General features: G+C 62.0%; 21 protein-coding genes and 1 other RNA gene. 9 read left to right on the top strand and 13 right to left on the bottom strand.

Annotated features, from left to right (window positions below):
• Positions 1 to 22: 22 nt before the first annotated feature.
• The 6 genes from ccoG (at position 23) to hemN (ending at position 6,831) form a co-directional block, all read left to right on the top strand.
• Complete coding sequence (gene ccoG / locus M5B44_RS26770) at positions 23 to 1,438, top strand: cytochrome c oxidase accessory protein CcoG (RefSeq protein ID WP_085711940.1); 1,416 nt, start codon at positions 23 to 25, stop codon at positions 1,436 to 1,438.
• Positions 1,439 to 1,449: 11 nt separating this feature from the next.
• Positions 1,450 to 1,989: a FixH family protein gene (locus tag M5B44_RS26765; protein WP_248741071.1), complete on the top strand. Its 540-nt coding sequence runs from the start codon at positions 1,450 to 1,452 to the stop codon at positions 1,987 to 1,989.
• A 12-nt stretch (positions 1,990 to 2,001) separates the two neighbouring features.
• A complete protein-coding gene (locus tag M5B44_RS26760) occupies positions 2,002 to 4,452 on the top strand; it encodes a heavy metal translocating P-type ATPase (protein ID WP_248741070.1) in 2,451 nt (816 codons plus the stop codon).
• A 22-nt stretch (positions 4,453 to 4,474) separates the two neighbouring features.
• Positions 4,475 to 4,687, top strand: a complete 213-nt coding sequence (gene ccoS / locus M5B44_RS26755) for a cbb3-type cytochrome oxidase assembly protein CcoS (RefSeq protein WP_248741069.1) — start codon at positions 4,475 to 4,477, stop codon at positions 4,685 to 4,687.
• Complete coding sequence (locus M5B44_RS26750; RefSeq protein WP_248741068.1) at positions 4,680 to 5,363, top strand: sulfite exporter TauE/SafE family protein; 684 nt, start codon at positions 4,680 to 4,682, stop codon at positions 5,361 to 5,363. Before ccoS ends, M5B44_RS26750 begins: the two co-directional genes overlap by 8 nt.
• Positions 5,364 to 5,448: 85 nt before the next feature.
• Positions 5,449 to 6,831, top strand: coding sequence for an oxygen-independent coproporphyrinogen III oxidase (gene hemN / locus M5B44_RS26745; protein ID WP_119426415.1), 1,383 nt, complete (start codon positions 5,449 to 5,451; stop codon positions 6,829 to 6,831).
• On the opposite strand, the gene M5B44_RS26740 is transcribed toward hemN, so the two are convergent.
• Entirely contained in the window at positions 6,828 to 7,310 is a 483-nt protein-coding gene (locus tag M5B44_RS26740; protein ID WP_248741067.1) for a hypothetical protein, read from the bottom strand. The genes hemN and M5B44_RS26740 overlap by 4 nt on opposite strands.
• A 155-nt stretch (positions 7,311 to 7,465) precedes the next feature.
• Between M5B44_RS26740 and fnr the strand changes: the two genes are divergently transcribed.
• Together fnr and M5B44_RS26730 are read left to right on the top strand one after the other, a co-directional pair.
• On the top strand, positions 7,466 to 8,200 hold the full coding sequence (gene fnr / locus M5B44_RS26735; RefSeq protein WP_007951654.1) for a fumarate/nitrate reduction transcriptional regulator Fnr: 735 nt from the start codon (positions 7,466 to 7,468) through the stop codon (positions 8,198 to 8,200).
• A gap of 78 nt (positions 8,201 to 8,278) precedes the next feature.
• A complete protein-coding gene (locus tag M5B44_RS26730; RefSeq protein ID WP_003223345.1) occupies positions 8,279 to 8,827 on the top strand; it encodes an adenine phosphoribosyltransferase in 549 nt (182 codons plus the stop codon).
• 134 nt (positions 8,828 to 8,961) lie between these two features.
• On the opposite strand, the gene M5B44_RS26725 is transcribed toward M5B44_RS26730, so the two are convergent.
• The 5 genes from M5B44_RS26725 to dnaX all read right to left on the bottom strand — a co-directional run bounded on the left by M5B44_RS26725 (position 8,962) and on the right by dnaX (position 14,518).
• Positions 8,962 to 10,110: an acyl-CoA dehydrogenase family protein gene (locus M5B44_RS26725; RefSeq protein WP_248741066.1), complete on the bottom strand. Its 1,149-nt coding sequence runs from the start codon at positions 10,108 to 10,110 to the stop codon at positions 8,962 to 8,964.
• A 71-nt stretch (positions 10,111 to 10,181) separates the two neighbouring features.
• Positions 10,182 to 10,784, bottom strand: a complete 603-nt coding sequence (recR, locus tag M5B44_RS26720; protein WP_085711931.1) for a recombination mediator RecR — start codon at positions 10,782 to 10,784, stop codon at positions 10,182 to 10,184.
• Between the two features lie 66 nt (positions 10,785 to 10,850).
• Positions 10,851 to 11,885, bottom strand: a complete 1,035-nt coding sequence (locus M5B44_RS26715; protein ID WP_248741065.1) for an NADP-dependent oxidoreductase — start codon at positions 11,883 to 11,885, stop codon at positions 10,851 to 10,853.
• Positions 11,886 to 12,033: 148 nt separating this feature from the next.
• Entirely contained in the window at positions 12,034 to 12,372 is a 339-nt protein-coding gene (locus M5B44_RS26710; protein ID WP_007951650.1) for a YbaB/EbfC family nucleoid-associated protein, read from the bottom strand.
• Positions 12,373 to 12,439: 67 nt separating this feature from the next.
• Positions 12,440 to 14,518 (bottom strand): DNA polymerase III subunit gamma/tau, encoded by a 2,079-nt coding sequence (dnaX, locus tag M5B44_RS26705; RefSeq protein ID WP_248741064.1) that lies wholly within the window; start codon positions 14,516 to 14,518, stop codon positions 12,440 to 12,442.
• A 145-nt stretch (positions 14,519 to 14,663) separates the two neighbouring features.
• On the opposite strand from dnaX, the gene M5B44_RS26700 reads away from it, so the two are divergent.
• Entirely contained in the window at positions 14,664 to 15,413 is a 750-nt protein-coding gene (locus M5B44_RS26700) for a substrate-binding periplasmic protein (protein WP_248741063.1), read from the top strand.
• Between the two features lie 17 nt (positions 15,414 to 15,430).
• Here the strand turns inward: M5B44_RS26700 and M5B44_RS26695 are convergent, their stop codons facing one another.
• The 7 genes from M5B44_RS26695 to M5B44_RS26665 form a co-directional block, all read right to left on the bottom strand.
• Positions 15,431 to 17,386 carry a hypothetical protein gene (locus tag M5B44_RS26695; protein WP_248741062.1) on the bottom strand — a complete coding sequence of 652 codons (1,956 nt, stop codon included), beginning with the start codon at positions 17,384 to 17,386 and terminating at the stop codon, positions 15,431 to 15,433.
• A gap of 232 nt (positions 17,387 to 17,618) precedes the next feature.
• Positions 17,619 to 17,715: signal recognition particle sRNA small type (gene ffs, locus M5B44_RS26690), an RNA gene on the bottom strand.
• 111 nt (positions 17,716 to 17,826) lie between these two features.
• The gene (locus tag M5B44_RS26685) at positions 17,827 to 18,993 is read right to left on the bottom strand and encodes a putative zinc-binding metallopeptidase (RefSeq protein WP_248741061.1); all 1,167 of its coding nucleotides are present in this window, start codon (positions 18,991 to 18,993) and stop codon (positions 17,827 to 17,829) included.
• 68 nt (positions 18,994 to 19,061) lie between these two features.
• Positions 19,062 to 21,419 (bottom strand): NAD-dependent DNA ligase LigA, encoded by a 2,358-nt coding sequence (ligA, locus tag M5B44_RS26680; RefSeq protein ID WP_248741060.1) that lies wholly within the window; start codon positions 21,417 to 21,419, stop codon positions 19,062 to 19,064.
• 87 nt (positions 21,420 to 21,506) lie between these two features.
• Positions 21,507 to 22,373 (bottom strand): cell division protein ZipA, encoded by an 867-nt coding sequence (gene zipA, locus M5B44_RS26675; RefSeq protein ID WP_119426424.1) that lies wholly within the window; start codon positions 22,371 to 22,373, stop codon positions 21,507 to 21,509.
• Between the two features lie 258 nt (positions 22,374 to 22,631).
• Positions 22,632 to 26,120 carry a chromosome segregation protein SMC gene (gene smc / locus M5B44_RS26670; RefSeq protein WP_248741059.1) on the bottom strand — a complete coding sequence of 1,163 codons (3,489 nt, stop codon included), beginning with the start codon at positions 26,118 to 26,120 and terminating at the stop codon, positions 22,632 to 22,634.
• A gap of 2 nt (positions 26,121 to 26,122) precedes the next feature.
• Positions 26,123 to 26,782, bottom strand: a complete 660-nt coding sequence (locus tag M5B44_RS26665; RefSeq protein ID WP_096822502.1) for a GntR family transcriptional regulator — start codon at positions 26,780 to 26,782, stop codon at positions 26,123 to 26,125.
• Positions 26,783 to 26,925 lie beyond the last annotated feature (143 nt).

Below are 26,925 nucleotides of genomic sequence, written 5' to 3'. Positions count from 1 at the left end.
TCCACTGCCGTGGGATGCAATGATGAGTAATCAGATTCCGGTACACGACGTCACGCCCCCCAACAAGAACGCGAACAACAGCGTCGACCTTTACGCCTCTCGAGAAAAAATCTACACCCGTGCTTTCACCGGCCTGTTCCGCAATTTGCGGATGATGGGCGGCACGGCGCTGTTCCTGCTGTATTTCGGTACGGTGTGGTTGAACTGGGGCGGTCACCAGGCCGTGTGGTGGAACCTGCCGGAGCGCAAGTTCTTCATCTTCGGCGCCACCTTCTGGCCCCAGGATTTCATTCTGCTCTCAGGCCTGCTGATCATTGCCGCGTTCGGCCTGTTCTTCATCACGGTGTACGCCGGGCGGGTCTGGTGTGGCTACACCTGTCCGCAAAGCGTGTGGACGTGGATTTTCATGTGGTGCGAAAAGGTCACCGAAGGCGACCGCAACCAGCGCATCAAGCTCGACAAGGCGCCGATGAGCGCCAACAAGTTCCTGCGCAAGTTCGCCAAGCACGCCATGTGGCTGCTGATCGGCTTCGTCACCGGCATGACCTTCGTCGGCTATTTCTCGCCGATCCGTGAACTGGTGTTCGACTTCTTCACAGGCCAGGCCGATGGCTGGTCGTATTTCTGGGTCGGCTTCTTCACCCTCGCCACCTACGGCAACGCCGGCTGGCTGCGTGAGCAGGTGTGCATCTACATGTGCCCGTATGCGCGTTTCCAGAGCGTGATGTTCGACAAGGACACGCTGATCGTTTCCTATGATCCGCGTCGCGGCGAAAGCCGTGGCCCGCGCAAGAAAGGTGTCGATTACAAGGCTCAGGGCCTGGGCGACTGCATCGATTGCACCATGTGCGTCCAGGTCTGCCCGACCGGCATCGACATCCGCGACGGCCTGCAGATCGAGTGCATCGGCTGCGCCGCGTGCATCGACGCCTGTGACAGCATCATGGACAAGATGGATTACCCGCGCGGCCTGATCAGCTACACCACCGAACACAACCTGTCCGGTCAGAAAACCCATAAACTGCGTCCGCGCCTGATCGGTTATGCCGTGGTGCTGCTGGCGATGATCAGCCTGTTGGTGACAGCATTCTTCATGCGTTCGCTGGTGGGTTTCGACGTCAGCAAGGACCGCGTGCTGTATCGAGAGAACGCCGAAGGCCGGATCGAAAACGTCTACAGCCTGAAGATCATGAACAAGGATCAGCGCGACCATACCTATGTGCTGGAAGCCGCCGGTCTGCCGGATCTGCGCCTGCAAGGCAGACGCGAGATCAAGGTGCCGGCCGGGGAAATCTTCAGCATGCCGGTCGAGCTGTCGAGCGCCCCCGAACAACTGCCGTCGAGCACCAACGAGGTGAAATTCATCCTCAAGGATGCCGATGACGACAGCGTCCACGTAGAAGCCAAGAGCCGGTTCATCGGCCCACAAAATCGTTGAGAGAACTGAACATGCCCGCAGCAAACGCCGCAAGCCCTTGGTACAAGCATCTCTGGCCGTGGATCATCATCGGGATCCTGGCCTGCTCGGTGACCCTGACGCTGTCCATGGTGACCATCGCGGTGAACAACCCGGACAACCTGGTCAACGACAACTACTACGAGGCCGGCAAGGGCATCAACCGTTCGCTGGATCGCGAACTGCTGGCGCAGAACCTGAAGATGCGCGCCAACGTTCATCTGGACGACGTGACCGGCGAAGTCGACCTGCGCCTGAGCGGCGACAGCCAGCCGAAAACCCTGGAACTGAACCTGATCTCGCCGACCCAGCCGGACAAGGATCGCAAGATTGTCCTGACCCGCAGTGAAACCGAGCAGGGTCGTTACATTGGCCAGGTGAACGACAAGGTTGAAGGCCGTCGTTTTGTTGAGTTGCTCGGTTCGCAGGGTGACCAGGTGTGGCGCATGTTCGAGGAAGAAGTGGTCAGCCATGACAAGGATCTGCTGCTCGGTGACGAACCGCTGCAAGGCGCGGAAGACCTGGACAAGTAAGCAACTCTCCTGATGACCACCCCACTCCCCTGTTACCACTGCGCCCTGCCCGTTCCGACGGGCAGCCGTTTCACCGCTGTCGTGCTCGGGGAGTCCCGCGAGTTCTGCTGCCCGGGCTGTCAGGCCGTGGCCGAAGCCATCGTCGCCGGCGGGCTCGAAAGCTATTACCAGCACCGCAGCGAAGCCTCGGCCAACCCCGAGGCGCTGCCGGTGCAACTGGTGGACGAACTGGCGCTGTACGACCGCGCCGACGTGCAGCAACCCTTCGTCCGCCACGAAGGTGAACTGGCCGAAACCACGCTGTTGATGGAAGGCATCAGTTGCGCCGCATGCGGCTGGCTGATCGAGAAACACCTGCGCACGCTGCCCGCCGTGGCCGAGGCGCGGCTGAACCTGTCCAACCATCGCCTGCACGTGCGCTGGGCCGACGCCCAACTGCCGCTGAGCCAGATCCTCGGTGAACTGCGCCACATCGGCTACGCCGCGCACCCGTATCAGGCCGACCGCGCCAGCGAACAACTGGCCAGCGAAAACCGCCTCGCCCTGCGCCAACTCGGGGTCGCCGGGCTGCTGTGGTTTCAGGCGATGATGGCGACCATGGCCACCTGGCCGGAATTCAACATCGACCTCAGCCCCGAGCTGCACACCATCCTGCGCTGGGTCGCGCTATTCCTGACCACACCGATTGTGTTCTACAGCTGCGCACCGTTTTTCAAAGGTGCCATGCGCGACTTGCGCACTCGCCACCTGACCATGGACGTCTCGGTGTCGCTGGCGATCGGCGCGGCGTATGTCGCCGGGATCTGGACCTCGATCACCGGGGTCGGCGAGCTGTATTTCGACGCAGTCGGGATGTTCGCGCTGTTCCTGCTCGCCGGACGCTACCTCGAACGCCGCGCCCGGGAACGCACCGCCGCCGCCACCGCGCAACTGGTCAATCTGCTGCCCGCCTCGTGCCTGCGCCTCGACGATACCGGCCAGAGTGAACGCATCCTGCTCAGCGAACTGCGCCTTGGTGACCGGGTGCTGGTTCAACCGGGTTCTGTGCTGCCGGCGGACGGCAAGATTCTCGACGGCCAGTCGAGCATTGATGAATCGCTGCTGACCGGCGAATACCTGCCACAACCTCGCACACTGGGTGATGCCGTCACCGCCGGCACGCTGAATGTTGAAGGTGCGCTGACCGTCGAAGTGCAGGCGCTGGGTCAGGACACGCGGCTGTCGGCCATCGTGCGCCTGCTGGATCGCGCCCAGGCGGAAAAACCACGACTGGCGGAAATCGCCGACCGCGCCGCGCAGTGGTTCCTTTTGCTGTCGCTGATCGCGGCGGCCGCCATCGGCCTGCTGTGGTGGGAGCTGGATTCGTCGCGGGCGTTCTGGATCGTTCTCGCGATGCTGGTCGCCACTTGTCCGTGCGCACTGTCACTGGCGACGCCGACCGCCCTCACCGCCGCCACCGGCACCCTGCACAAGCTCGGCCTGCTGTTGACCCGTGGCCATGTGCTGGAAGGCCTGAACCAGATCGACACAGTGATTTTCGACAAGACCGGCACCCTCACTGAGGGACGACTGGTGCTGCGCTCGATCCGACCGCTCGGCGCCCTCGACAGCGATCAGTGCCTGAGCCTCGCCGCCGCGCTGGAAAACCGCTCGGAACACCCGATTGCCCGGGCCTTTGGCCGGGCGCCGCTGGCCGCCGAAGAGGTGCACAGCTCGCCGGGGCTGGGGCTTGAGGGATTGGTCGGCGAACAGCGCTTGCGCATTGGCCAGGCGGAATTTGTCTGTGATCTCAGCGGCGCGCCTGTACCGAAGATGCCCGACGAACCGGGCCAATGGCTGTTGCTCGGCGACAGCAATGGACCGCTGGCCTGGTTCGCCCTCGACGACCGTCTGCGCGACGACGCTCCGGCCCTGCTCGCCGCGTGCAAGGCGCGCGGCTGGCACACGTTGCTGCTGTCGGGTGACAGTTCGCCGATGGTTGCCAGCGTCGCCGCCGAACTGGGCATCGACGAGGCCCGGGGCGGCTTGCGCCCGGACGACAAGCTGCAAGTGCTGCAACAACTGCACAAGGCCGGCCGCAAGGTGTTGATGCTCGGTGATGGGGTCAACGACGTGCCGGTGCTGGCCGCTGCGGACATCAGCGTGGCCATGGGCTCGGCCACCGATCTGGCGAAAACCAGTGCCGATGCTGTGCTGCTGTCCAACCGGCTCGACGCGCTGGTGCAAGCCTTCACGCTCGCCCGCCGCACGCGCCGGGTGATCATCGAGAACCTGTTGTGGGCCGCGCTGTACAATGGCCTCATGTTGCCGTTCGCCGCCCTCGGCTGGATCACTCCGGTATGGGCCGCCGTCGGCATGTCGATCAGTTCGCTGACCGTGGTGCTCAACGCCCTGCGCCTGACTCGCCTGCCGAGTGCGCCGGCCGTCAACGCCTCGTCAGAAACCCGTCCGCTGCCGGCCTGAGCCGCGCGGGCATGGAGTACAGATGCCAGCTCTCTACGTGATGATTCCGGCCGCGCTGCTGATCGTGGCCATTGCCGTCTACATCTTCTTCTGGGCGGTGGACAGCGGCCAGTACGACGACCTCGACGGCCCGGCCCACAGCATCCTGTTCGACGACCAGGACCCGAAGCACACCGCCGCCGTGGACGAAGCCAATCCGGTCAAACCGGACGACAAGGCGCCACCCCATGCTTGAACTGGCGCCGCTGCTGGTGTCTGCGCTGATTCTCGGCCTGCTCGGCGGCGGGCATTGCCTGGGCATGTGCGGCGGCTTGATGGGCGCGCTGACCCTGGCAATCCCCAAGGAACAACGCAGCCGACGCTTTCAACTGCTGCTGGCGTACAACCTCGGGCGAATTCTCAGTTATGCCACGGCGGGATTGCTGATCGGGCTGGCGGGATGGGCCGTCGCCAACAGTCCTGCGGCGTTGTTCATGCGCGTACTTGCGGGTTTGCTGCTGATCGCCATGGGCTTGTACCTGGCTGGCTGGTGGAGCGGCCTGACCCGCATCGAGAGCCTCGGGCGCGGACTGTGGCGCTACATTCAGCCTGTCGCGAATCGTCTGCTGCCGGTGTCGAGCCTGCCCCGGGCCTTGCTGCTCGGCGCGCTGTGGGGCTGGCTGCCATGCGGGCTGGTTTACAGCACGTTGCTGTGGTCGGCCAGTCAGGGCAATGCGCTGGACAGTGCCTTGCTGATGCTCGCCTTCGGGCTCGGCACCTGGCCGGTATTGCTGGCGACCGGCCTCGCCGCCGAACGCGTGACCGCGCTCTTGCGCAAACGCAGCGTGCGCATGGCCGGCGGTCTGCTGGTGATCCTGTTCGGTATCTGGACCCTGCCGGGGCCGCACCAGCACTGGCTGATGGGCCACTGACCCAGGCTTGATGCAAATCAAGATGCCCCGCCGCGCCCTCCCCTAGACTCGCTCACACTGCCAGCCTATCCGGGGGAATGCCCGCATGCTCGACGCCATTCGTTGGGACACCGATTTGATCCGCCGCTACGACCTGGCGGGGCCGCGCTACACCTCGTACCCGACGGCCGTGCAATTCAACAGTCAGGTCGGCACTTTCGACCTGTTCCATGCCCTGCGCGACAGCCGCAAGGCCCTGCGCCCGCTGTCGCTGTACGTGCATGTGCCGTTCTGCGCGAACATTTGCTACTACTGCGCCTGCAACAAGGTCATCACCAAGGATCGCGGCCGCGCCCTGCCATACCTGCAGCGGCTCGAGCAGGAAATCCAGTTGATCGCCTGCCACCTCGACCCGGCGCAGAAAGTCGAGCAACTGCACTTCGGCGGCGGCACCCCGACCTTTCTCAGCCACGACGAATTGCGGCAACTGATGGCGCACCTGCGCAAGCATTTCAATTTGCTGGATGACGACTCCGGCGATTACGGCATCGAGATTGACCCGCGCGAAGCCGACTGGTCGACCATGGGCCTGCTGCGGGAACTGGGCTTCAACCGGGTCAGCATCGGCCTGCAAGACCTCGACCCGGCGGTGCAACGGGCGGTCAATCGCCTGCAAAGCCTGGAAGAAACCCGCGCGGTGATCGACGCGGCGCGCACCCTGCAATTTCGCTCGATCAACATCGACCTGATCTACGGCTTGCCCAAGCAGACCCCGGACAACTTTGCCCGCACCGTCGAAGAAGTCATCAGCCTGCAACCTGACCGGCTCTCGGTGTTCAACTACGCGCACCTGCCGGAACGCTTCATGCCGCAGCGGCGGATCAACGGCAACGAACTGCCGAGCCCGACGCAAAAGCTGGAAATGCTGCAACGCACCATCGAACAACTGACCGCCGCCGGCTACCGCTACATCGGCATGGACCACTTCGCCCTGCCCGACGATGAACTGGCGATTGCTCAGGAAGAATCGACCCTGCAGCGCAACTTCCAGGGCTACACCACCCATGGTCACTGCGACCTGATCGGTCTGGGCGTGTCGGCCATCAGCCAGATTGGCGATCTGTACTGCCAGAACAGCAGCGACCTCAATCACTACCAGAACACCCTGGCCGGCGCGCAACTGGCCACCAGCCGGGGCCTGGTGTGCAACGCTGACGATCGCTTGCGTCGCGCGGTGATTCAGCAACTGATCTGCAATTTCAGCCTGGATTTCGCCGAGATCGAGCGCAGCTTCAACATCGATTTTCAGGGTTACTTCGGCGCGCTCTGGCCGCAGTTGCAAGGCATGGCAAAGGACGGGTTGATCGAACTGGATCGCGAACGGATCAGCGTGCTGCCGGCCGGGCGTCTGCTGGTGCGCTCGGTGTGCATGGTGTTCGACGCGTATCTGGAACAGCAGAACCGCCAGCGTTTCTCGCGGGTGATCTAGCTCTTCATCAGCAAGGTATTGGTTTTCAGGTTCTGGTCCGCAGTCAGGCCCGATTGGTCGATGACCTTGGCCAGGGACAGGTTGGCGGTAATCAGACCGTTGTTGAGGGCGGAAATGGCGCCTTTGAGGGCAGCGATCTTGGCGAACCGCTCTTCGTTGGAGAGGGTCTTGTTAGCCATCAGCGCGTTGATCTGGGCGTTCTTTTCGGCGATCTGCTGGCGCAACTTGCGAATCATCTTCAGCAGTTGCTGGACGTTTTCCGGCAAGCCGCTTTCATCGATATCGCTGTTTTTCCCGCCGACACCGGCGGATTTTGCAACGGCGGCACCGGACAGCGACACTTTGACGCCCTCGACCAAGGTCTGGGTTCCCAACGATGCCGCGTCTGTGCGGGACTCATCGTCAACGGAGGTTTCAGCACTTTCCAGCAACGACGCAACGCCACTGTTACCGGGGGTCAGCGTGCCAATAGCAGTCATCGAAGCGGTTCCTTGCATGCCGTCAGATACCTGGTTATCGGCCGTCATCCCTGCGGCTTTATGCCGTTGGGGCAATCTCGCCACAGGCTGGCCTGAATGTCCTCCCCTGGGTTACCCTTACGCCTTATGTGTGTTTTCCCACAAGGATTTAAGAAATGTCCGAGCCAGTTAAACTGCGCGCTCATAACCAGGCTAATTGCAAGGATTGCAGCCTGGCCCCTCTCTGCCTGCCACTTTCGCTGAATCTGGAAGACATGGATGCGCTGGACGAAATCGTTAAACGTGGCCGCCCGTTGAAAAAGGGTGAGTTCCTGTTCCGCCAGGGCGACACCTTCGATTCCGTTTATGCAGTACGCTCCGGCGCCCTGAAGACCTTCAGCCTGAGCGATACCGGCGAAGAACAACTGACCGGTTTCCACCTGCCGAGCGAACTGGTCGGGCTGTCCGGCATGGACACCGAGAAGCACCCGGTTTCCGCCCAGGCACTGGAAACCACCTCGGTCTGCGAGATTCCGTTCGAACGCCTCGACGAACTGGCCCTGCAACTGCCGCAGCTGCGCCGTCAGTTGATGCGCGTGATGAGCCGGGAAATCCGCGACGACCAGCAAATGATGCTGCTGCTGTCGAAGAAAACCGCCGACGAGCGCATCGCCACGTTCCTGGTCAACCTGTCGGCGCGTTTCCGCGCTCGCGGGTTCTCGGCCAATCAGTTCCGCTTGAGCATGTCGCGCAATGAAATCGGCAACTATCTGGGGCTGGCGGTGGAAACCGTGTCCCGGGTCTTCACCCGCTTCCAGCAGAACGAACTGATCGCCGCCGAGGGCAAGGAAATCCATATCCTCGACCCGATCCAGCTCTGCGCCCTGGCCGGCGGCTCGCTCGAAGTCTGATCTCGACCCGCGGCCGAGCGTATCGTTTCAGCCGCGGGTATACTGCGCCGTTTGCAGCCCTGCCAGGACACCTCGACGATGGTCTTCGACTCCTTCGACATCAAATCCCTGATCCGCCCTGTGATCGATTTCCCGAAACCGGGCGTGATCTTTCGCGACATCACCCCACTGTTCCAGTCGCCCAAGGCTTTGCGCCTGGTGATGGACAGCTTCGCCCACCGTTATGTGGAAGCCGACTTCACCCACATCGGCGCGATGGACGCGCGCGGTTTCCTGATCGGTTCGGTGCTGGCCTATCAACTGAACAAGCCGCTGGTGCTGTTCCGCAAGCAAGGCAAACTGCCGGCGGACGTGCTGGCTGAAGGCTACGCGACCGAGTACGGCGAAGCGTTCCTCGAAGTGCACGCCGACAGCCTGTGTGAAGGCGACTCGGTGGTGATGTTCGATGACCTGATCGCCACGGGTGGCACGCTGATCGCAGCGGCCAACCTGATCCGCCGCATGGGCGCCCGCGTTCATGAAGCGGCAGCGATCATCGATCTGCCGGAGCTGGGTGGTTCGCAGCGTCTGGAAGACATGGGGATTCCTACGTTCTGCCTGACGCAGTTTGCGTTGACTGATAAGTAATTCTGCGCCTGAACTGACGCCATCGCTGGCAAGCCAGCTCCCACAGTTTTTTGGGGGTACACAATATTTGTGAACGACCGAGATAACTGTGGGAGCGGGCTTGCCCGCGATGGGGCCAGCCGCAACACCCAGGATCAAAGCCCCATCTGCTTGCTGATGATTTCGTTCATCACTTCCCGCGTCCCGCCGCCAATCGACAAAATGCGGTTATCCCGATACAGCCGCTCCACCAGGCTTTCGCGCATGTAACCCAGCCCGCCGAGAATCTGCACCGCTTCGTTGGTGATGCGGTCCGAGGTGTCCGTGGCGAAGTTCTTGGCCATGGAGATTTCCTTGATCACGCTCTGCCCCGCCGCCATCTTCGTCGCCTGCCGGTAGGTGAACTCCCGTGAGACTTCGAGCGCCGTGGCCATCTCCGCGAGGCGATGCTTGATCACCTGGAACTTGCCGATGGGTTTGCCGAACGCTTGACGCTCCTTCGCCCACTTCAGGCTCTCTTCCAGCGCCAGTTGTGCGGTCATGTTGGCCATCAATGCCAACGCCAGACGCTCGCTCTGGAAGTTGCCCATGATGCAGGCAAACCCCATGTTCTCCGCGCCGATCAGGTTTCCCACAGGCACCCGGCAATCGTCGAAGAACAATTCAGCGGTGTCCGACGCCCACCAGCCCATTTTCTTCAACTGCCGGCCGACGGTGAAACCCGGCGTGCCCTTCTCGATCAGCAGCAGGCTGATGCCGCTAAAACCCGGCGCACCGGTACGCACCGCAACAGTGTAGTAATCCGCGCGTACGCCACTGGTGATGAAGGTTTTGCTGCCGCTGACCCTGTAGTGATCGCCGTCGCGTACGGCGCGGGTTTGCAGGTTGGCGACGTCGGAACCGCCGCCCGGCTCGGTCACCGCCAGCGCGCTGATTTTCTCGCCGCTGAGCACTTGGGGGACGACACGTTCACGGACTTCGGGCCGGGCCCATTTGACGATGGGCGGCAAGCCGATATCCAGCGAGCCGAGCCCGGCCACCAGTCCGCCGGAGCCACAACGCATCAGTTCTTCGCTGGCAGCGATCTTGGCGAACAGATCACCTTCGTGGCTGCCGCCCAGCGCTTCGGGATAACCGATGCCGAGGATGCCGGCCGCACCGGCCTTGAGGTACAGCTCACGGGGGAAGCTTTCGGCTTCTTCCCACGCATCGATGTCCGGCAGGATCTCGCGCTCGACGAAACGTCTGACGCTGTCGCGGACCATTTGGTGGCTGGGGTCGAAGTATTCCTGGAAGGCGGGCATCGGCGAACTCCATGGAAGGGTTCGCCGAACTTAACCGAGCGCTTGCTTGGTTTTCAACAGGATTGTGCGGCTCAGAGAGAAATCGGCTTGCGCCCGGCAAACGAGTGCGCCAGCGTGCCGCCGTCCACCAGCTCCAGTTCGCCGCCCAACGGCACGCCGTGAGCGATACGTGAGGCGATCAGGCCTTTGTTGTTGAGCAGTTGCGCGATGTAATGCGCGGTCGCTTCACCTTCCACGGTCGGGTTGGTGGCGAGGATGACTTCGGTGAAGGTGCCCGCCTCTTCGATCCGCGCCATAAGTTGCGGAATGCCGATGGCTTCCGGGCCCAGGCCGTCCAGCGGCGACAGGTGCCCCTTGAGCACGAAGTAGCGACCACGGAACCCGGTCTGCTCGACCGCATAAACATCCATCGGCCCTTCCACCACGCACAGCAACGTGTCGTCACGGCGCGTGTCGGCGCATTGCGGGCACAGATCGTCTTCGGTCAGCGTGCGGCACTGGCGGCAGTGTCCGACCCCTTCCATGGCCTGGCTCAAGGCCTGGGCCAGGCGCGTACCGCCGCTGCGGTCACGTTCGAGCAACTGCAACGCCATACGCTGGGCAGTTTTCTGACCCACGCCCGGCAGAATTCGCAGGGCGTCGATCAGTTGGCGAATCAAAGGGCTGAAGCTCATGGGGAAAAAGTCCGACAAAACAACGAGACGCGGTTTATACCCGCGCCTCCGGCCAGCGTCAAATCCTCAGTCCTGGGCGACCCGCACCACCAGTTTGCCGAAGTTACGCCCCTCCAGCAGACCGATAAACGCTTGCGGCGCCTGCTCCAGGCCGTCGACCACGTCTTCGCGAAATTTCACCTTGCCCTCGCGCACCCACGGCACCATGGCGCTGATGAATTCCGGCTGACGGTCGCCGTAGTCGTCGAACACGATGAAGCCCTGAATGCGTACACGCTTGGTCAACAAGGTGCGTTGCAACATCGGCAAGCGATCCGGGCCTTTCGGCACTTCAGTGGCGTTGTAGCCGGCAATCAGGCCGCACAACGGGATCCGCGCCTTGGGATTGAGCAGCGGCACGACCGCATCGAAGACATGGCCGCCGACGTTTTCATAATAGATGTCGATGCCTTTCGGACAGGCCTTGGCCAGTTGTTCGGCGAAGTCCGGCGCCTTGTGATCGATACAGGCGTCGAAACCCAGTTCCTCGACCACGTATTTGCATTTCTCGGCACCACCGGCCACGCCGACGGCACGCAGGCCTTTGATCTTGGCGACCTGACCGACCACCGAGCCTACCGCGCCCGACGCAGCAGCGACTACCAGTGTTTCCCCTGCCTTCGGTTGACCGATGTCCATCAGACCCATGTAAGCCGTCATGCCCGGCATGCCCAGCACACCAAGGGCCATCGACGGGCTCGGCAGACCCGACGGAATCGGGATGATGTTGCGACCGTCGCTGAGGCTATGGCTTTGCCAGCCCGTAGCGCCGACCACCAGATCGCCGACCTGGAATTTCGGATGACGCGATTGCTCGACCCGGCTGACAGCCCCGCCGGTCATCACCTCGCCGATTTGTACCGGCGCCGCGTAGGACGGAGCGTCGCTCATGCGCCCGCGCATGTAGGGATCGAGCGACAGGTAAAGGGTCTTGAGCAGCAACTGGCCGTCCTCAAGATCCGGCAGCGCTTCGCGCTCCAGACGGAAGTTCTCGGGCGTCGGCGCGCCCACCGGCCGCGAGGCCAGCACGAAGCGTTGGTTGAGAGTCAGAGGGTCGGACATGTCAGCGTCTCCTGTGAATAGTGAATTCGTCGGTATAGGGAGCAGACCGTTGCAGCTATTGCGCGTTCGATGTTTCGTCAGCCAGAAACGAAAATGCCAGGCGCGATGCCTGGCATTTTTTGTAGCTCATCTGCCACCCGAAGGCGAATCAGAACGGCAGTTTCATACCGGCCGGCAGGTTCATGCCAGCGGTCATGCTGCCCATTTTTGCCTGGCTGTTGGCTTCGATCTGACGCACGGCGGCGTTGACGGCTGCAGCCACCAGATCCTCGACCACTTCACGGTCGTCTTCGTCCAGACCCGGCAGCACGCTAGGGTCGATGCTGACTTTTTTCACGTCATGACGGCCGGTCATCACCACGGTGACCAGATCGCCGCCGGCCTTGCCGGTGACTTCTGCGTTGGCCAGCTCTTCCTGCATCTTGGCCATTTTTTCCTGCATCTGCTGCGCCTGCTTCATCAGGCCGGCCATGCCACCTTTCATCATGGTAATCACCTCAAAAGTACTTGGATCAATACAGCGCCCGGCGACTTGCGCCGAACGCCTTCAGTTATTAGCCCTGACTGACCAGGGCGTCGACAGGTTCAATAGTATCGTGTCGCACGACCGCACCGAACTGCTGAACCATCTGCTGGATGAACGGATCGCCGTGGATCGACTCCTCCGCCTCGCGCTGACGGTTGGCACGGCACCGGGATGCCGCCTGGGCCGGGGTTTCCTGCTCGGGCTTGATCAGCTCCATGCTCAGGTTCAGCGTACGACCGTGATACTGGTTCAAGGCATCGTTCAGACGGCGCTGCTGAGTGGCGTTGAACAAGGCGCTGTGGGCCGGGTCCAGGTGCATCAGCCAGTTGTCGCCATCGACCGCGATCAGCGTGCAGTTGGCGGCGATGCTGCCGGTCATGCCGGAAATCGGCAGTTTCGGGAACAGCTCCAGCCATTGCAGGGCCAGACCGGTGGCCGGCGCGGCGGCGGGTTCCGGCTCGGGTTCGGGGGCCGGTTCTGCGGCGTGCTCGCTGGCCAGATCATCGAGGTAACTGTAGGCCGAATCCATGTCCGGCTCGATGTAGTCCTCGTCCAGCGGCGGCTCGTCATCCATGTCCATGCCTGGCGTGAAGGCATCGACTTCGGCCACGGACGGCTCGGGGATCGGCGCAGCGGCCCATTCAGGCGCATCCGGCACGACGCTGTCCGGGGTCGGCAGCGGCATCGGTGGCAGGTCCGGCTGCTCGGCGGTGGTCTCCAGCACTGGCTCGACCGCTGGCTGCTGTACAGGCGCCGGTTCTACCGGGTCATTCCACGGCAGATCGACGACTTCTTCGACAGCGACCGGCTCGGGCTCTGGCTCAGATACGGGTTCACGCGCAATCACCGGGGCTACCGGTGCAGGCTCGGGAGCAGGTGCAGGTGCAACCACCGGAGCCGGTGCAACAGCCGCAGCAACTACCGGCGCAGGTTTCGGCGCGGCAGCCACTGAGTTTGCGGAATCAACTGTGGCCTGGCTGATCCCCACTGGCTTTAGCGGTTGCCTCGGGGCGTCCGCCGTGTCCGCCGGCCGGAAGGCCAGCATCCGCAGCAGGACCATTTCGAAACCGCCTCGTGGGTCCGGCGCCAGCGGCAGGTCGCGGCGGCCGATCAGGCCCATCTGGTAGTAGAACTGCACGTCTTCGGCCGGCAAGGCCTGGGCCAGTGCCAGCACCCGGTCACGGTCGCCGTGGCCGTTGTCGACACCTTCCGGCAGGGCCTGGGCGATGGCGACGCGGTGCAGCACGTTGAGAATTTCCGAGAGCACGCCGTTCCAGTCCGGGCCCTGTTCGGCCAGGTGGCGTACGGCTTCGAGCAACGCCTTGGCGTCGCCTTCGATCAAGGAATGCAATACGTCATAGACCTGACCGTGGTCCAGCGTGCCGAGCATCGCCCGTACGTCGGTGGCCAGAACCTTGCCTTCACCGAAGGCGATAGCCTGGTCGGTCAGGCTCATGGCGTCGCGCATCGAACCGTCGGCCGCGCGGCCGAGCAGCCACAGCGCGTCGTCTTCGAACGGTACGTTTTCGGCGGTCAGGACGTGGGTCAAATGCTCGACCACACGCTCCGGTGTCATGTTCTTCAGGGAGAACTGCAGGCATCGCGACAAAATCGTTGCCGGAAGTTTCTGCGGGTCGGTGGTCGCCAGGATGAATTTGACGTAGGGCGGCGGCTCTTCGAGGGTTTTCAGCAGCGCATTGAAGGAATGGCTGGAGAGCATGTGCACTTCGTCGATCAGGTAGACCTTGAAGCGCCCGCGGCTCGGGGCGTACTGCACGTTGTCGAGCAGCTCGCGGGTGTCCTCGACCTTGGTCCGGCTCGCGGCGTCGATCTCGATCAGGTCGACGAAGCGGCCTTCATCGATCTCGCGGCACACCGAACACTCGCCGCAGGGGCTTGAAGTGATACCTGTTTCACAGTTCAGACATTTGGCGATGATCCGCGCAATCGTCGTCTTGCCGACGCCCCGCGTCCCGGTGAACAGGTAGGCGTGGTGCAGGCGCTGGCTGTCCAAGGCATTGATCAGAGCCTTGAGCACATGGGTCTGGCCGACCATTTCGCGGAACGAGCGCGGACGCCATTTACGTGCAAGAACCTGATAACTCATCGAAAACCGTCGCGGCAAAGGAAGCAGAAGCGGCTAATGCTAGCGGAGCAAGGGCAAAATTGCATCCGGTGCGCTCTTCTATTCTGGCTAAGCTGCATGGGCGGAGGCATTTGTCGGCACGGGAACGGGAATTACCGGAGCATTTATGCGGTGGGCCGTGGGGGCAATACTGGGAATCAGCCTGAACGCGATGGCCGCACAGCCGCCGCTGCGCTTTTCCATGGCCGACAGCTGGGCGATGCCGCTGGTGCAATACGAACGCGGCCGACCGGCACAGGGCATTCTTTACGACATGATGCTCAGCCTGGCGACTCAGGTCGGCGTGCCGGCAGAATTTCACGTCCTGCCCCGCACCCGCGTGCAGAGCGCCATGGAACACGGTGAAGTCGACGTGCGCTGTTATGCCGCGCAATCCTGGCTGCCGAACCAGTCCGGCGATTACATCTGGAGCATTCCGCTTTTTTTCCAGCGCGATCTGCTGATCAGCCGCCAGGATCAACCCTCCAGCGTCGATCCGGCCCACCTGCCCCGCCAGTCGATCGGCACCGTGCTCGGCTACAGCTACCCCACGCTGCAACCGCTGTTCGACGCCGACCGCTTATGGCGCGAAGACGCGCGCAACCAGGAACAGGTGCTGGAAAAACTCCTGGCCGGTCGCTACCGCTACGCCGTGAGCAATCAATGGACCCTGGACTGGTTCAACCAGCGCCTGCTGCCGGGGCAGCAACTGCAAGGGGTGGCGGTATTGCAGGAGCAGCAGGTCGGCTGCTACGTGCGCAACGATCCGAAAGTGCCGGTGCAGCGGATACTGAGGACGCTGCTGCAGATGAAGATGTCGGGGGAGATTGATGACATTATTCGGTTGTATACCGGTACCCCCGAAAGCGCCCCATGAGCCTTTGAATCGCTCGATCAATGCCCCGCCGTATCGCGGAATTTCTGGTACTCGTGATACTCGACCCAAGCAACTACATCGTACGGCACGTAAAGCTTCAGCCTGGCGCGGGAGATGGCGATGTACACGGCGCAGATCCTTTGATCGAACGCGTAGGCATCTTTGAATTTCTCGTTTGTCAGCAACCCCGGCGTCAGCAGAACCTTGTCAAACTCCATGCCCCCTGCCTCTTCCGCCAGCATCAGCATGCAGCCGTTGCCAGTGTTGTCGATCATTCGGTTCAGGCGTGTCAGGTCGGCGATCATGAAGCCGTTTTCCAGCTTGGCCCTGACCCGCAGAAACGATTCGTCGAACCGGTTGGCGTCGCACACCGCTTGCCAGTCAGGCAGGTCGCTGAAGTACGGATGCACGCCGTTTTCGTTGAATTCGGAGCGGTAGAAGTCCGGCTTGAACAGTTCGATGGCGGTGGCCATGAAATGCTTCAGGTCATCCTGGGTTCGCTTGTCCGGGAATCTGAACTTGCAGTTGGAATCGTGCAGGTGGATGGCCCAGATCATGGTGTCCCACGGCGATGCCGTCAGCACCACGCAACCCTCGGACGGCACAAAACCTTCCGGGTATTCCTTGATGACGACGTCGGCGTCACTGGCACCTTCGAACGGAATCTTGCCCTTCTGCGAGTGCCGGGCGATAAGCGGGTTGACCAGCCGTTCGACGTTGCGGCCCGAGCGCACGGAATAGCTGATATCGCTTTGGCGAACTTCACGGTGCCGCTTGACCGGCACGCCGCTGGCCTGTTGATACTCGTCGCCGAGGGTGATCAGCACCTGGCGGCCGCGTTCGATGATCTGCAACAGCGAGCCGGGAATGTCCTGGCTCTCGTCGATCAGCACGTGCGTGTAGCGCGCCGGCACCACGCAACCGGCAATGCAGGCCCGTTTGATCATCAGCAGCGCTTCGAAACCGGTCTGGCTGCCCCACGCCGGATTGAGCTCGAGGTAGCCCCACACCCGGCTCGAATACTCCAGCAACACTTGCGCGTCCACGCTGGAGAGCGGCTGGTTGAAATGCGGCAGATGCTTCGCGGAAAAGGTGTGATCTCGGAAGCGGCAGTAGCGTTCGATCACCTTCAGGCAAAGTTCAAGGGTCGCCTGCCCGTCGTGGTGGCGAAAACCGTAGATGTTCAGTTCCTGCGCCAGCGCCTGCCGGGTCGGGATTCGCCCCCCCTCCGCCTGAGGCCTGCGACCGAGCATCAGCGACTGCGCAAACGCCAGGAAGGTCTTGCCGGCCTTTTTCTCGCCCGGCCCCACCATGCGCTGGCGAAGCACTTCCAGCTTGGCCGGGGTGCGCGCCAGCAACAGGGTTTTCTCCGGCCGCAGGTGTTCCAGCAACGCTACCAATAGATGGCTTTTGCCGATCCCCGCGTAACCTTGAACGTGGAGGTCTTCGTCCAGATTGGCGCGGAAGGTCCTGACCAGTTTGTCCTGTGCCGGGCTCAACCAGCGCTCGCGCTGCCGGGGCGTCACGATCGGCTGACTGAACGGGTCATGGCTGCGATGGCGCCGAACCTTGTATTCGAAATCCCACTGACCATCGGGCAACAAATAGTCGCGTGCGGACACTTCTTCGGGCAGCAGAAAACGCAGGTTCAGCGGTTGGAGGACCTTCAGGCCGAAATACAATTTGCGCGGATCGAACAGTCGTTGCGCTTCCGACAGCAGGCCCGCCGTTGTTGACTGCCGCTTTTCGGCAGCCCAGGACAAGAGCTTGGCCAGAATCTTTTCTGCCGCCACGGCGCCGAGATCCTGCTCTGTCGTCTGCACCAGATTCTGGATGACCAGCACTGCCGCCAACTCTGGATCGGTCAGGGCTTCGAGGGCTTTGGTGCCACTCGCCTGCAACAGGTTCGCGCAGGTTTCATCCGTGACGGGCAAGAACACGGGGCTGGATAGATCGGAATGTTCCGGGAGCATAAAACCTCGCGGCCAGGGCCCAGACCTTACAAGGTCGATACTGGCCAGACTCTTCATTTATTTCGGTTGTGGCGAGTATGCGGGATCGCAAGGGAAATGATTACCCCGCGTCGACGCCGTTGCTAGCAGAGGGTTTGGGGACGAACCGCCAAATCGCAGGCATAAAAAAACCGCAGTGGGCGAAACCCATGCAGTTCGGCGTTGATTCGTTCGAGGTTCGTTAAGGTGGTAACCCTACCAGCCACACCCCGGCACACAATGTTCCCGCTGTGGCTGCTGCCTTCCGGCTCTGACCAGGTTCACGGGTAATCGTTGCGGGGGGACCGATAGGGTCACCATAACGACACTCACCTGTCGGCGAGCCGCGCCATTGTACCTATCTGAGACGAAGTTACAACCGCTGGTTGCAGATTAAAAATATGAAGGGCTTCAAGCACTTGCTATTGAGCCTGCAGCACCTCGTCCGCCCGGCCGCCCTCTTGCTGGATCACCAGATGAATGAAGTGCAGCTTGGCGATCGCCGCAGGCGGCAGCACGAAAGGATAGAAATCCGGCTGGCCCATGCTGCGCGACAGTTCGTTGAGCATGCCGGCCAGTTCGATCCACGCGTTGACGAACGACAGGAACGCCGCGCCGCCAGGATGCTCGGGGTCGTACAGCGTGCTCGACGGAAACGGCTGGTAATCCAGATCCATCTCCCGGGCGCTCATGCCGAAACCCAGCGCCGTGTCCACCGCGTCCATCATGTGCAGGTAATGGGCCCAGGTTTCCGCCCAGTCTTCCCACGGGTGCATAGTGGCGTAGGCGCTGACGTAATGCTGCGACCAGTCCGCCGGCGCACCCTGTTGATAATGCCGCTCCAGCGCCTCGGCATAACTGGCGCGTTCGTCGCCGAACAGGTTGCGGAACGAACCCAGCCAAGGGCCGTTGTCGATCAGTCGATCCCAGTAGTAATGCCCGACCTCATGGCGAAAATGCCCGAGCAGCGTGCGATAGGGTTCGTGCATCTGCGCCCGCACCTGTTCGCGGTGGGCGTCGTCGGCTTCTGCAATATCGAGGGTGATCAGGCCGTTGGCGTGGCCGGTCATCGGTGCATTGCCTTCCAGATCGACGCCGATGAAATCGAACGCCAGACCGGTGTCTTCATCGACGGTTTTCGGGATGACCGGCAAGCCGAGGCTGATCAGTTGAGCCACCAGTCGCCGCTTGGCGATTTCCACCTTGCGCCAGCGTTCGGGGTTTTCCGGGACGGACAGATCGGGAATGGTGCGATTCAGATCACAGGCCGCGCACAGCGTGTCGTGATCGTTGGCGGGCAGCAGCCAGTTGCAGGCGGCCGGTGTGTTGAGGTTGGCGCAGCGCCGGAACAGTCCGGCTTCGGGATCGACGTCGAGCGTCCACGTGCCCTCTTGTGGCCCCGGTTGCAGCGAGGTCAGCCGACTGTGTTCCGGTTGATAACCCAGCGCTGCGTTGCAGGCCAGACACTGGCTGTTGCGAAAGAACAGCGACTGGCCGCAGCGGCACGGCCAGACTTTGCTGTTGCGCGAGGATTCGCCCATGAACGGCGCGACGATGCGGGAACTGAGCTGCTCGAAAAAGCGGTACATGGCGATCTCTCCCTGGGGCTTGCCAAGACTAGATCATTCCCGCGAGTCGATCGTTCCCGCGCGTTGCGTCAGGCGGAAATACCGTGCCCTTTCAGGAACGCGATAAACGCCTCTTCGTCCATGACCTTCACGCCCAGCTCGTTAGCCTTGGTCAGTTTCGACCCGGCGCCTGGCCCCGCGACCACGCAATGAGTCTTGGCCGACACGGAACCGGCGACTTTGGCGCCGAGGCTTTCCAGGTGCTCCTTGGCGACGTCGCGGCTCATCAGCTCGACCTTGCCGGTCAACACCCAGGTCTCCCCGGCCAGCGGCAGGCCTTCGACGACTTTCTTTTCGCTCTGCCAGTGCATGCCGAAATCACGCAGTTGTTTCTCGGCACTTTCCGCCAGTTTCCGATGCTCGGGCAGTTCGAAAAACTCACGCACCGAGTTCGCCTGTTTCTCCGGCAATGCCTGGCGCATGTCCAACCAGTCAGCGTTCATCACCCCTTCCAGCGTTTCGAACTTGTCTGCCAGTTTCTGCGCCCCGCCCGGCCCCACCGAAGGAATATGCAGCTTGTCGAGGAAACCGCCCAGCGTGGTGCTCGCGGCAAACTCGGCGCCCAGTTCGCCCTGATCCTGAATCTGCAAACCATGGCCCAGCAATTCGGTAATCACCTGCTGGTTGTGCGCATCTTCAAAGAAGCTGTGGATCTCGTGCGCCACTTCCAGGCCGATGTCCGGCAGGTACGTCAGCACTTGTGGCAAGGCTTGCTGGACGCGCTCCAGCGACCCCAGCGAGCGCGCCAGCACCTTGGCCGTCTCCTCGCCGACATCCGGGATGCCCAGCGCATAGATGAAGCGCGCCAGCCCCGGTTTCTTGCTGTCTTCGATGGCGGCCAGCAGCTTGTTGCTCGACACCTCGGCAAAGCCTTCCAGATCAACGATGTCATCGAACTTCAGCGCATAAAGATCGGCCGGCGAACTGACCAGGCCTTCGTCCACCAACTGCTCGACGCTCTTGTCACCGAGGCCCTCGATGTCCATTGCGCGGCGCGATACGAAGTGGATGATCGCCTGCTTCAGTTGCGCACCGCAGGCCAGTCGGCCGACGCAGCGATACACCGCGCCCTCGCTGATGGTTTCCTTGCCCTTGCTGCGTTTGACCAGTTGCGTGCGCTCGACATGGGAGCCGCAGACCGGGCAGCTCTCAGGGATTTGCACAGATCGCGCATCTTCCGGGCGGCGTTCCATGACCACTTGCACCACTTGCGGAATCACGTCACCGGCGCGGCGAATAATCACCGTGTCGCCGATCATCAGGCCCAACCGGGCGACTTCGTCCATGTTGTGCAGCGTGGCGTTGGCCACTGTGACGCCTGCGACCTTCACTGGCTTCAAGCGCGCCACTGGCGTGACGGCACCGGTACGACCGACCTGGAATTCCACGTCGAGCAGTTCGGTGAGCTCTTCCATGGCCGGGAACTTGTGCGCAATGGCCCAGCGCGGTTCGCGGGCGCGGAAGCCCAGTTCGCGCTGGTCGGCAATGCTGTTGACCTTGAACACCACACCGTCGATTTCATAGGCCAGCGAGTTACGGCGCTCACCGATATCGCGGTAGTAATCCAGGCATTCACCAATGCCTTTGGCCAGTTTCAATTCGTGGCTGATCGGCATGCCCCAGGCTTGCAGTTGCTTGAGGTTGCCGATGTGAGTGTCGGAAATATCGTGGGACACCTGACCGATGCCGTAGCAACAGAATTCCAGCGGGCGGTTGGCGGTAATCTTCGAATCCAGCTGACGCAGGCTGCCGGCCGCCGCGTTGCGCGGGTTGGCGAAGGTCTTGCCGCCGACTTCCAGTTGCGAGGCGTTGAGACGCTCGAAACCGGCCTTGGACATGAACACTTCGCCACGCACTTCCAGGGTCGCCGGCCAGCCTTCGCCGTGCAGCTTCAGCGGGATGTTGCGCACCGTGCGCACGTTGACGCTGATGTCTTCACCGGTGGTGCCGTCGCCGCGTGTGGCGCCGCGCACCAGTACGCCGTCCTGATACAACAGGCTGACGGCCAGGCCATCGAGTTTCGGCTCGCAGCTGTATTCCACCGCCGCGCCACCACCGAACAGATCACCGGCCGGCAGGTCCAGACCTTCGGTCACCCGGCGGTCGAACTCGCGCATGTCGGTTTCTTCGAAGGCGTTGCCGAGGCTTAGCATCGGCACTTCGTGACGCACCTGAGTGAATGCGGTCAGCGCCACGCTGCCGACGCGCTGGGTCGGCGAGTCGCTGGTGATCAATTCCGGGTTGGCCGCTTCCAGCGCCTTGAGCTCGTGGAACAACCGGTCGTACTCGGCATCCGGAATGCTCGGCTCATCGAGGACGTGGTAACGGTAGTTGTGCTGATCGAGTTCAGCGCGCAGCTCTAGAATGCGGTCTTTGGCGGCAGTCATGGGTGTTCTCTCATAAAGCAAAAGAGCAGCCGAGGCTGCTCAATCTATTTTGCCGATTGCCCCTTTATTGCGAGGCAACCTTTTCAATCAACGCTTCTGGGTCAGGGCGCGACGTTCGAATTCGACGATGCGCTGACGGTAGTGCTCGATGGTCTGCGCGGTCAGGACGCTGCGCTGGTCATCTTTCAATTCGCCGTTCAGTTCCTGGGACAGCTTGCGGGCTGCTGCGACCATCACGTCGAAGGCCTGCTTCGGATGACGCGGGCCTGGCAGGCCGAGGAAGAAGCTCACCGCCGGGGTGCTGAAATGGTCGATGTCGTCCAGATCGAAGATGCCCGGCTTGACCGCGTTGGCCATGGAGAACAGCACTTCGCCGTTGCCGGCCATGCTTTCGTGACGGTGGAAAATGTCCATCTCGCCGAAACGCAGACCGCTTTCCAGAATGTTCTGCAACAATGCCGGGCCCTTGAAGCCGGCCGGGTCGCGGCAGATCACGCTGATCACCAGTACTTCTTCGGCTTGCGGCTGATCCTTGTCGGCAACGGCCGGCGACGACTTGGCGACCGGCTCGATGAAGTCATCGTCACGGCTGCTGAAGCTCGGGCCGCCGTCCAGGTCCAGATCGAGGTTCAGGTCGCCCTGGGCCGGACCGTTGTTGGCACGCTTGCCGCGCTTGGAACCGGATTCGCGAGGCTCGCGTGGTTCGCGGGCCGGCATGCTCACCGATGGCAGGTCGTGTTCGTCCAGTTGCGGCTCTTTATGGGTATCCAGCACGCGGGCCGGGCCCAACAGCTCTGCGCTGGTGTCCTCGTCCGGCAGGTTGGACAGACTTCGGTCAAGACGGAATTTCAGTTTTCCCTTGCCGCCGCGCATACGGCGCCAGCCATCGAAAAGAATACCGGCTATCACAATGATGCCGATGACGATCAGCCACTCGCGCAGACCGATTTCCATGTAATCCCGTGCCTCTATAAAAAATGCTGAAAAATAAGGGGTTTACACTGTGCAAACCGCTTTAAAACGTGGCGCCAACTCTATGTTCTGACAGGCGTTTTGCCCACGTATACGAAAAATTGACATTAAACTAGCACGACCAAAGACAACTTTACACCGTCTGTCTCATTGGCTTGCGCGATTATGTCGATTGGCCAGCAAGTCGAAGCCGGTAAATATGTCCTACAGACTATAAATACCTTTTCCGACAGCGCCGGCTCAGGCATCCACCATCGCCATCGCCTCCTCGACATCCACGGCTACCAGTCGCGAACATCCCGGCTCGTGCATCGTCACACCCATCAACTGCTCGGCCATTTCCATGGCGATCTTGTTGTGGGTGATATAGATGAACTGCACGGTCTGCGACATCTCTTTGACCAAGCGTGCGTAGCGTCCAACGTTAGCGTCATCCAGTGGCGCGTCAACCTCATCGAGCATGCAGAACGGCGCCGGATTCAACTTGAAGATCGCAAAAACCAGTGCCAGTGCGGTCAGGGCCTTTTCGCCGCCGGACAGCAAATGGATGGTGCTGTTCTTCTTTCCGGGCGGCTGCGCCATGATCGTCACCCCTGTATCGAGTAGATCTTCGCCCGTCAGTTCCAAATACGCGCGTCCTCCACCGAAAACTTTCGGGAAAAGCGCCTGTAAACCGCCATTGATCTGATCAAAGGTATCTTTGAAACGGTTACGGGTTTCCTTGTCGATCTTGCGGATGACGTTTTCCAGCGTCTCCAGGGCTTCCACCAGATCGGCGTCCTGGGCATCCAGATAACGTTTACGCTCGGATTGTTGCGTGTATTCGTCGATCGCCGCGAGGTTGATCGCGCCCAGGCGCTGAATGCGTGCGGCGATGCGTTCCAGTTCTTCTTCGGCCTCCTTCTCACTGGCCTCGGCGCTCAAGGTTTCGAGCACGCCGTGCAAATCGTAGCCGTCTTCCAGCAGTTGATCCTGCAGCGCCTTGCGGCGCACGGTGAGGGCCTGCCACTCCATGCGTTGCTGTTCGAGCTGGCCACGGATCAATTGCGATTGCTGCTCGGCCTGGGTCCGGCGTTTTTCCGCATCGCGCAGTTCACGGTCGGCGTCTTCCAGGGCGATTTGAGCAGTCTTGAGTTCATCGTCGACACTCATGCGCTTGTCGAGCAGCTCTTCGAGTTTGAGGCGCAGCTCTTCCAGCGGTGCTTCGCCCTCCTCCAGATTCAGGCTGAGCTGTTCACGTTTTTCGGTGAGGCGCTCGGCCTGCATCTCTAGACGCTCCAGCGCCTGGCGGGTCGAATCATGCTGCGCCCGCAGCGAGCCAAGACGCACGGCCAATTGATGGGCGTGGTCCTTGTGCTGACGAGCCTCCTGACGCACGCGGTCGAGGCGTTCGCGCAGGCTGTCACGCTGGGCCAGCAGCAATTCGCGCTGCTCCGTGTCGAGGGCCATGGCGTCGAGGGCGTCCTGTAACTGGATCCGCGCTTCGCCGATGTTTTCGTGTTCCAGTTCGCGCTGCTCGGCGAGCTCGACCAGTTCTTCGTCGAGGCGGGTACGACGCAGCGTCAACTGCTCGGCCTTGGCTTTGCCGGCGGACAGTTGAGCTTTCAATTCGCCTTGCTGGCGGGCTTCGTCTTGCAACAAACGACGCAAATGTTCGCGACCGTTTTCCTGCTGACGCTGTTGCGCGCGCAGGGTTTGCAGACGGGTTTCCATGGCCTCGACCGTGGCTTCGCGCTCTTCGCGTTCCAGATGCAGCGATTCGATTTCCTGACCGCGCGCGAGCATGCCGCTTTCGGCTTCGCTGGCGCGGCGTACACGCAGGAAGTGCCGACCGACCCAGTAACCGTCGCGACTGATCAGGCTCTGGCCGGCAGCCAGTTGGCCGCGCAAAGCCAGTGCCTGCTCAAGGCTGTCGACCGGTTTGACCTGACCCAGCCATGGCGACAGATCCACCTGCGCCTCGACCTTGTCCAGCAGGCTGCCGGCCACGCGCACGCCTTCATTGCCGGGGCTGAGCAAACGCAGATCGCCCTGGGCAAAACCGGACAAATCGAAACCAGCGAAATCATCCACCAACACCGCTTGCAGGTCGGCGCCGAGCACGGTTTCCACCGCCAGCTCCCAACCCGCCTCGACCTTCAGGCCTTCGGCCAGACGCGGACGCTCGGCGAGATTGTGTTCTTTCAACCATTCGGCGGTGCCGGTGCCCGGATCGAGCGCGGCTTGCTGCAAGGCTTCAAGGGATGCGAGGCGACCATTGAGGCGCTGCAAATCACCCTGCGCCTGTTGTTGCGCCGTCAGCGCCTGCTGCAATTCCTGGCGCAGTTGTTCGAGTTTTTCGACCTGTGCTTCTTCGCTGGTCTGCAAATCTTCAAGGGTCGCTTCGGACTCGGCGAGTTGTTCGCTGAGTTCCATGATCGCCGCGTCTTCCGGATCGGCCGAGAGCAGCGCGCGCTCTTCGCCCAGACGTTTTTGCCGATCGGCCAGGCGCTCCATGCTGGTTTCCAGCTGCTGGATGCGCGACTGCTGCACTTCGGCCTGACGGCGCGGTTCGGCGGCGGTCAGGTTGAAGGCGTCCCACTGCTCCTGCCAGCCGTGCATGACGGTTTCGGAATCTTCCAGCGCTGCGGCGGCTTCTTCGGCAGCGGCGTTGGTGATTTCCTGCTCGGGGGTCAGTTGATCGAGTTCTTCGCCCAGGGTCAGCAACAAGGTGCGGTCGTGGCCCAGGTGCGATTCGGTTTCGAGTCGTGCGCGCTCGGCTTCCTTCAGGTCGTCCTGCAACTGGCGCAAGCGTTGCTGGCCGTGCTGGATGCTCTGCTCGACCCGGGCGATGTCGCCGCCGACCGAATAGAAGCGCCCCTGCACCAGATTGAAGCGCTCGGACAGGTCATGGTGACCGTCGCGCAGGCGTTCAATGGCAGCGTCGGCGTTGCGTTGCTCGGCCACCAGCGCTTCGAAGCTGATTTCCTGGTTGCCGATGATCGACTCGCGCTGGCCGACCTGATCGTTCAGATCCTGCCAGCGCAAAGCCGACAGTTGCGCCTTGAGCTGACGCTCTTCGGCCTTGAATTCCTGATACTTCCTCGCGGCTTCGGCCTGGCGGTGCAGGCGTTCGAGCTGGCGCTCGAGCTCTTCGCGCAGGTCGGTCAGGCGGGCAAGGTTTTCGTGGGTGCGGCGAATGCGATTTTCGGTCTCGCGCCGGCGCTCCTTGTACTTGGAGATACCGGCGGCTTCTTCGATGAAGTTACGCAGATCTTCCGGTTTGGACTCGATCAGCTTGGAGATCATCCCCTGCTCGATGATCGAGTAGCTGCGCGGGCCGAGGCCGGTGCCGAGGAAGATGTCGGTGATGTCGCGACGACGGCATTTGGCGCCGTTGAGGTAATAAGTGGTCTGGCTGTCGCGGGTCACTTTGCGGCGGATCGAAATTTCCGCGTACGCCGCCCACTCGCCCAGCAGTGTGCCGTCGGAGTTGTCGAACACCAGTTCGATGCTGGCCTGGCTCACCGGTTTGCGGCTGGTCGAGCCGTTGAAGATGACGTCGGTCATCGACTCGCCGCGCAGGTTCTTGGCCGAGCTTTCGCCCATTACCCAGCGCACGGCGTCGATGATGTTCGACTTGCCGCAACCGTTCGGCCCGACGACTGCCGCCATGTTGCTGGGGAAGTTCACCGTGGTCGGGTCGACGAAGGATTTGAACCCCGCCAGTTTGATGCACTTGAGGCGCAAGGTCAGGCAACCGTCAGGGCGGACACCACCAGATCGCAGCTGCGCTGGGCGTAAGCCGTCAGCACGATGCGGATCTGCGGCAGGTCACGGGCGAGGACGGCGGCCAGCAAGCGCTCGAACAGTTCGAGGAACTCGCTCATCTCGGCCTTGCGCTGTTCCAGCGCGAGGAAGTACGCACGGCTCATGGCCGGTTGCAGGTTTTCGACGGTTTCCTGCAGGTACGGGTTGTTGGCGAACGGGTACGCGGCGCGCATCACGTTGAAGCTGTCGTCGACGAAGGTGCGGATGTCCTGACGCTCGTAGCTGGCGCTCAGGCGCTGCTGGATCTGCACGAACGGCGCCATGTCGGCCTGGACTTGCCAGCCGTTGGCCACTGCGTTGCCGAGCAGGATGTACAGCTCGCTCATCAACGTGCACAGGCTCTGCACCTTGTGCGCCGTCAGCTCGGTGACGTGGGCGCCGCGGCGCGGCAGGATCGCGATCAGATGACGGCGCTCGAGGATCAGCAAGGCTTCGCGGACCGAGCCGCGGCTGACGTTCAGCGCCAGCGTGACCTTCTGTTCCTGGATGCGCTCTCCCGGCTTCATTTCGCCACGAATGATCCGTTCGGCGAGGTGGTGAGCGATTTGCTCGGCGAGGCTGTCCGGCGCCTTGAACGTCATGGTTGTCCTTCAAACTCTTCGATCTGCACAAGCGGCGCAGTGTAGCGCAATGCGCGTTCATGGCGGAGTGCCCGCACAGCGGTTTTTGGCACGAATCCCGCAAAAAAGCGGTTGATCCAATGAGGGTCAATACTGAAGAGACA

Origin of the sequence: Pseudomonas sp. MWU12-2029 (assembly GCF_023242425.1) — a bacterium.
Taxonomy (GTDB): domain Bacteria; phylum Pseudomonadota; class Gammaproteobacteria; order Pseudomonadales; family Pseudomonadaceae; genus Aquipseudomonas; species Aquipseudomonas kribbensis.
Note: the sequence above shows the minus strand (reverse complement) of the source record. Positions and strands in the feature narration are given on the sequence as shown.

What these genes read in the sequence shown, in the direction of transcription:
- M5B44_RS26685 (WP_248741061.1), bottom strand. Translation starts at nt 18,993, where the DNA reads ATGTACCGCTTTTTCGAGCAGCTCAGTTCCCGCATCGTCGCGCCGTTC.
- zipA (WP_119426424.1), bottom strand. Translation starts at nt 22,373, where the DNA reads ATGGAAATCGGTCTGCGCGAGTGGCTGATCGTCATCGGCATCATTGTG.
- M5B44_RS26760 (WP_248741070.1), top strand. Translation starts at nt 2,002, where the DNA reads ATGACCACCCCACTCCCCTGTTACCACTGCGCCCTGCCCGTTCCGACG.
- M5B44_RS26715 (WP_248741065.1), bottom strand. Translation starts at nt 11,885, where the DNA reads ATGTCCGACCCTCTGACTCTCAACCAACGCTTCGTGCTGGCCTCGCGG.
- fnr (WP_007951654.1), top strand. Translation starts at nt 7,466, where the DNA reads ATGTCCGAGCCAGTTAAACTGCGCGCTCATAACCAGGCTAATTGCAAG.
- M5B44_RS26730 (WP_003223345.1), top strand. Translation starts at nt 8,279, where the DNA reads ATGGTCTTCGACTCCTTCGACATCAAATCCCTGATCCGCCCTGTGATC.
- ccoS (WP_248741069.1), top strand. Translation starts at nt 4,475, where the DNA reads ATGCCAGCTCTCTACGTGATGATTCCGGCCGCGCTGCTGATCGTGGCC.
- recR (WP_085711931.1), bottom strand. Translation starts at nt 10,784, where the DNA reads ATGAGCTTCAGCCCTTTGATTCGCCAACTGATCGACGCCCTGCGAATT.
- M5B44_RS26725 (WP_248741066.1), bottom strand. Translation starts at nt 10,110, where the DNA reads ATGCCCGCCTTCCAGGAATACTTCGACCCCAGCCACCAAATGGTCCGC.
- M5B44_RS26710 (WP_007951650.1), bottom strand. Translation starts at nt 12,372, where the DNA reads ATGATGAAAGGTGGCATGGCCGGCCTGATGAAGCAGGCGCAGCAGATG.
- M5B44_RS26750 (WP_248741068.1), top strand. Translation starts at nt 4,680, where the DNA reads ATGCTTGAACTGGCGCCGCTGCTGGTGTCTGCGCTGATTCTCGGCCTG.
- M5B44_RS26665 (WP_096822502.1), bottom strand. Translation starts at nt 26,782, where the DNA reads ATGACGTTCAAGGCGCCGGACAGCCTCGCCGAGCAAATCGCTCACCAC.
- M5B44_RS26765 (WP_248741071.1), top strand. Translation starts at nt 1,450, where the DNA reads ATGCCCGCAGCAAACGCCGCAAGCCCTTGGTACAAGCATCTCTGGCCG.
- M5B44_RS26740 (WP_248741067.1), bottom strand. Translation starts at nt 7,310, where the DNA reads ATGACTGCTATTGGCACGCTGACCCCCGGTAACAGTGGCGTTGCGTCG.
- dnaX (WP_248741064.1), bottom strand. Translation starts at nt 14,518, where the DNA reads ATGAGTTATCAGGTTCTTGCACGTAAATGGCGTCCGCGCTCGTTCCGC.
- ligA (WP_248741060.1), bottom strand. Translation starts at nt 21,419, where the DNA reads ATGACTGCCGCCAAAGACCGCATTCTAGAGCTGCGCGCTGAACTCGAT.
- ccoG (WP_085711940.1), top strand. Translation starts at nt 23, where the DNA reads ATGAGTAATCAGATTCCGGTACACGACGTCACGCCCCCCAACAAGAAC.
- hemN (WP_119426415.1), top strand. Translation starts at nt 5,449, where the DNA reads ATGCTCGACGCCATTCGTTGGGACACCGATTTGATCCGCCGCTACGAC.
- M5B44_RS26695 (WP_248741062.1), bottom strand. Translation starts at nt 17,386, where the DNA reads ATGCTCCCGGAACATTCCGATCTATCCAGCCCCGTGTTCTTGCCCGTC.
- M5B44_RS26700 (WP_248741063.1), top strand. Translation starts at nt 14,664, where the DNA reads ATGCGGTGGGCCGTGGGGGCAATACTGGGAATCAGCCTGAACGCGATG.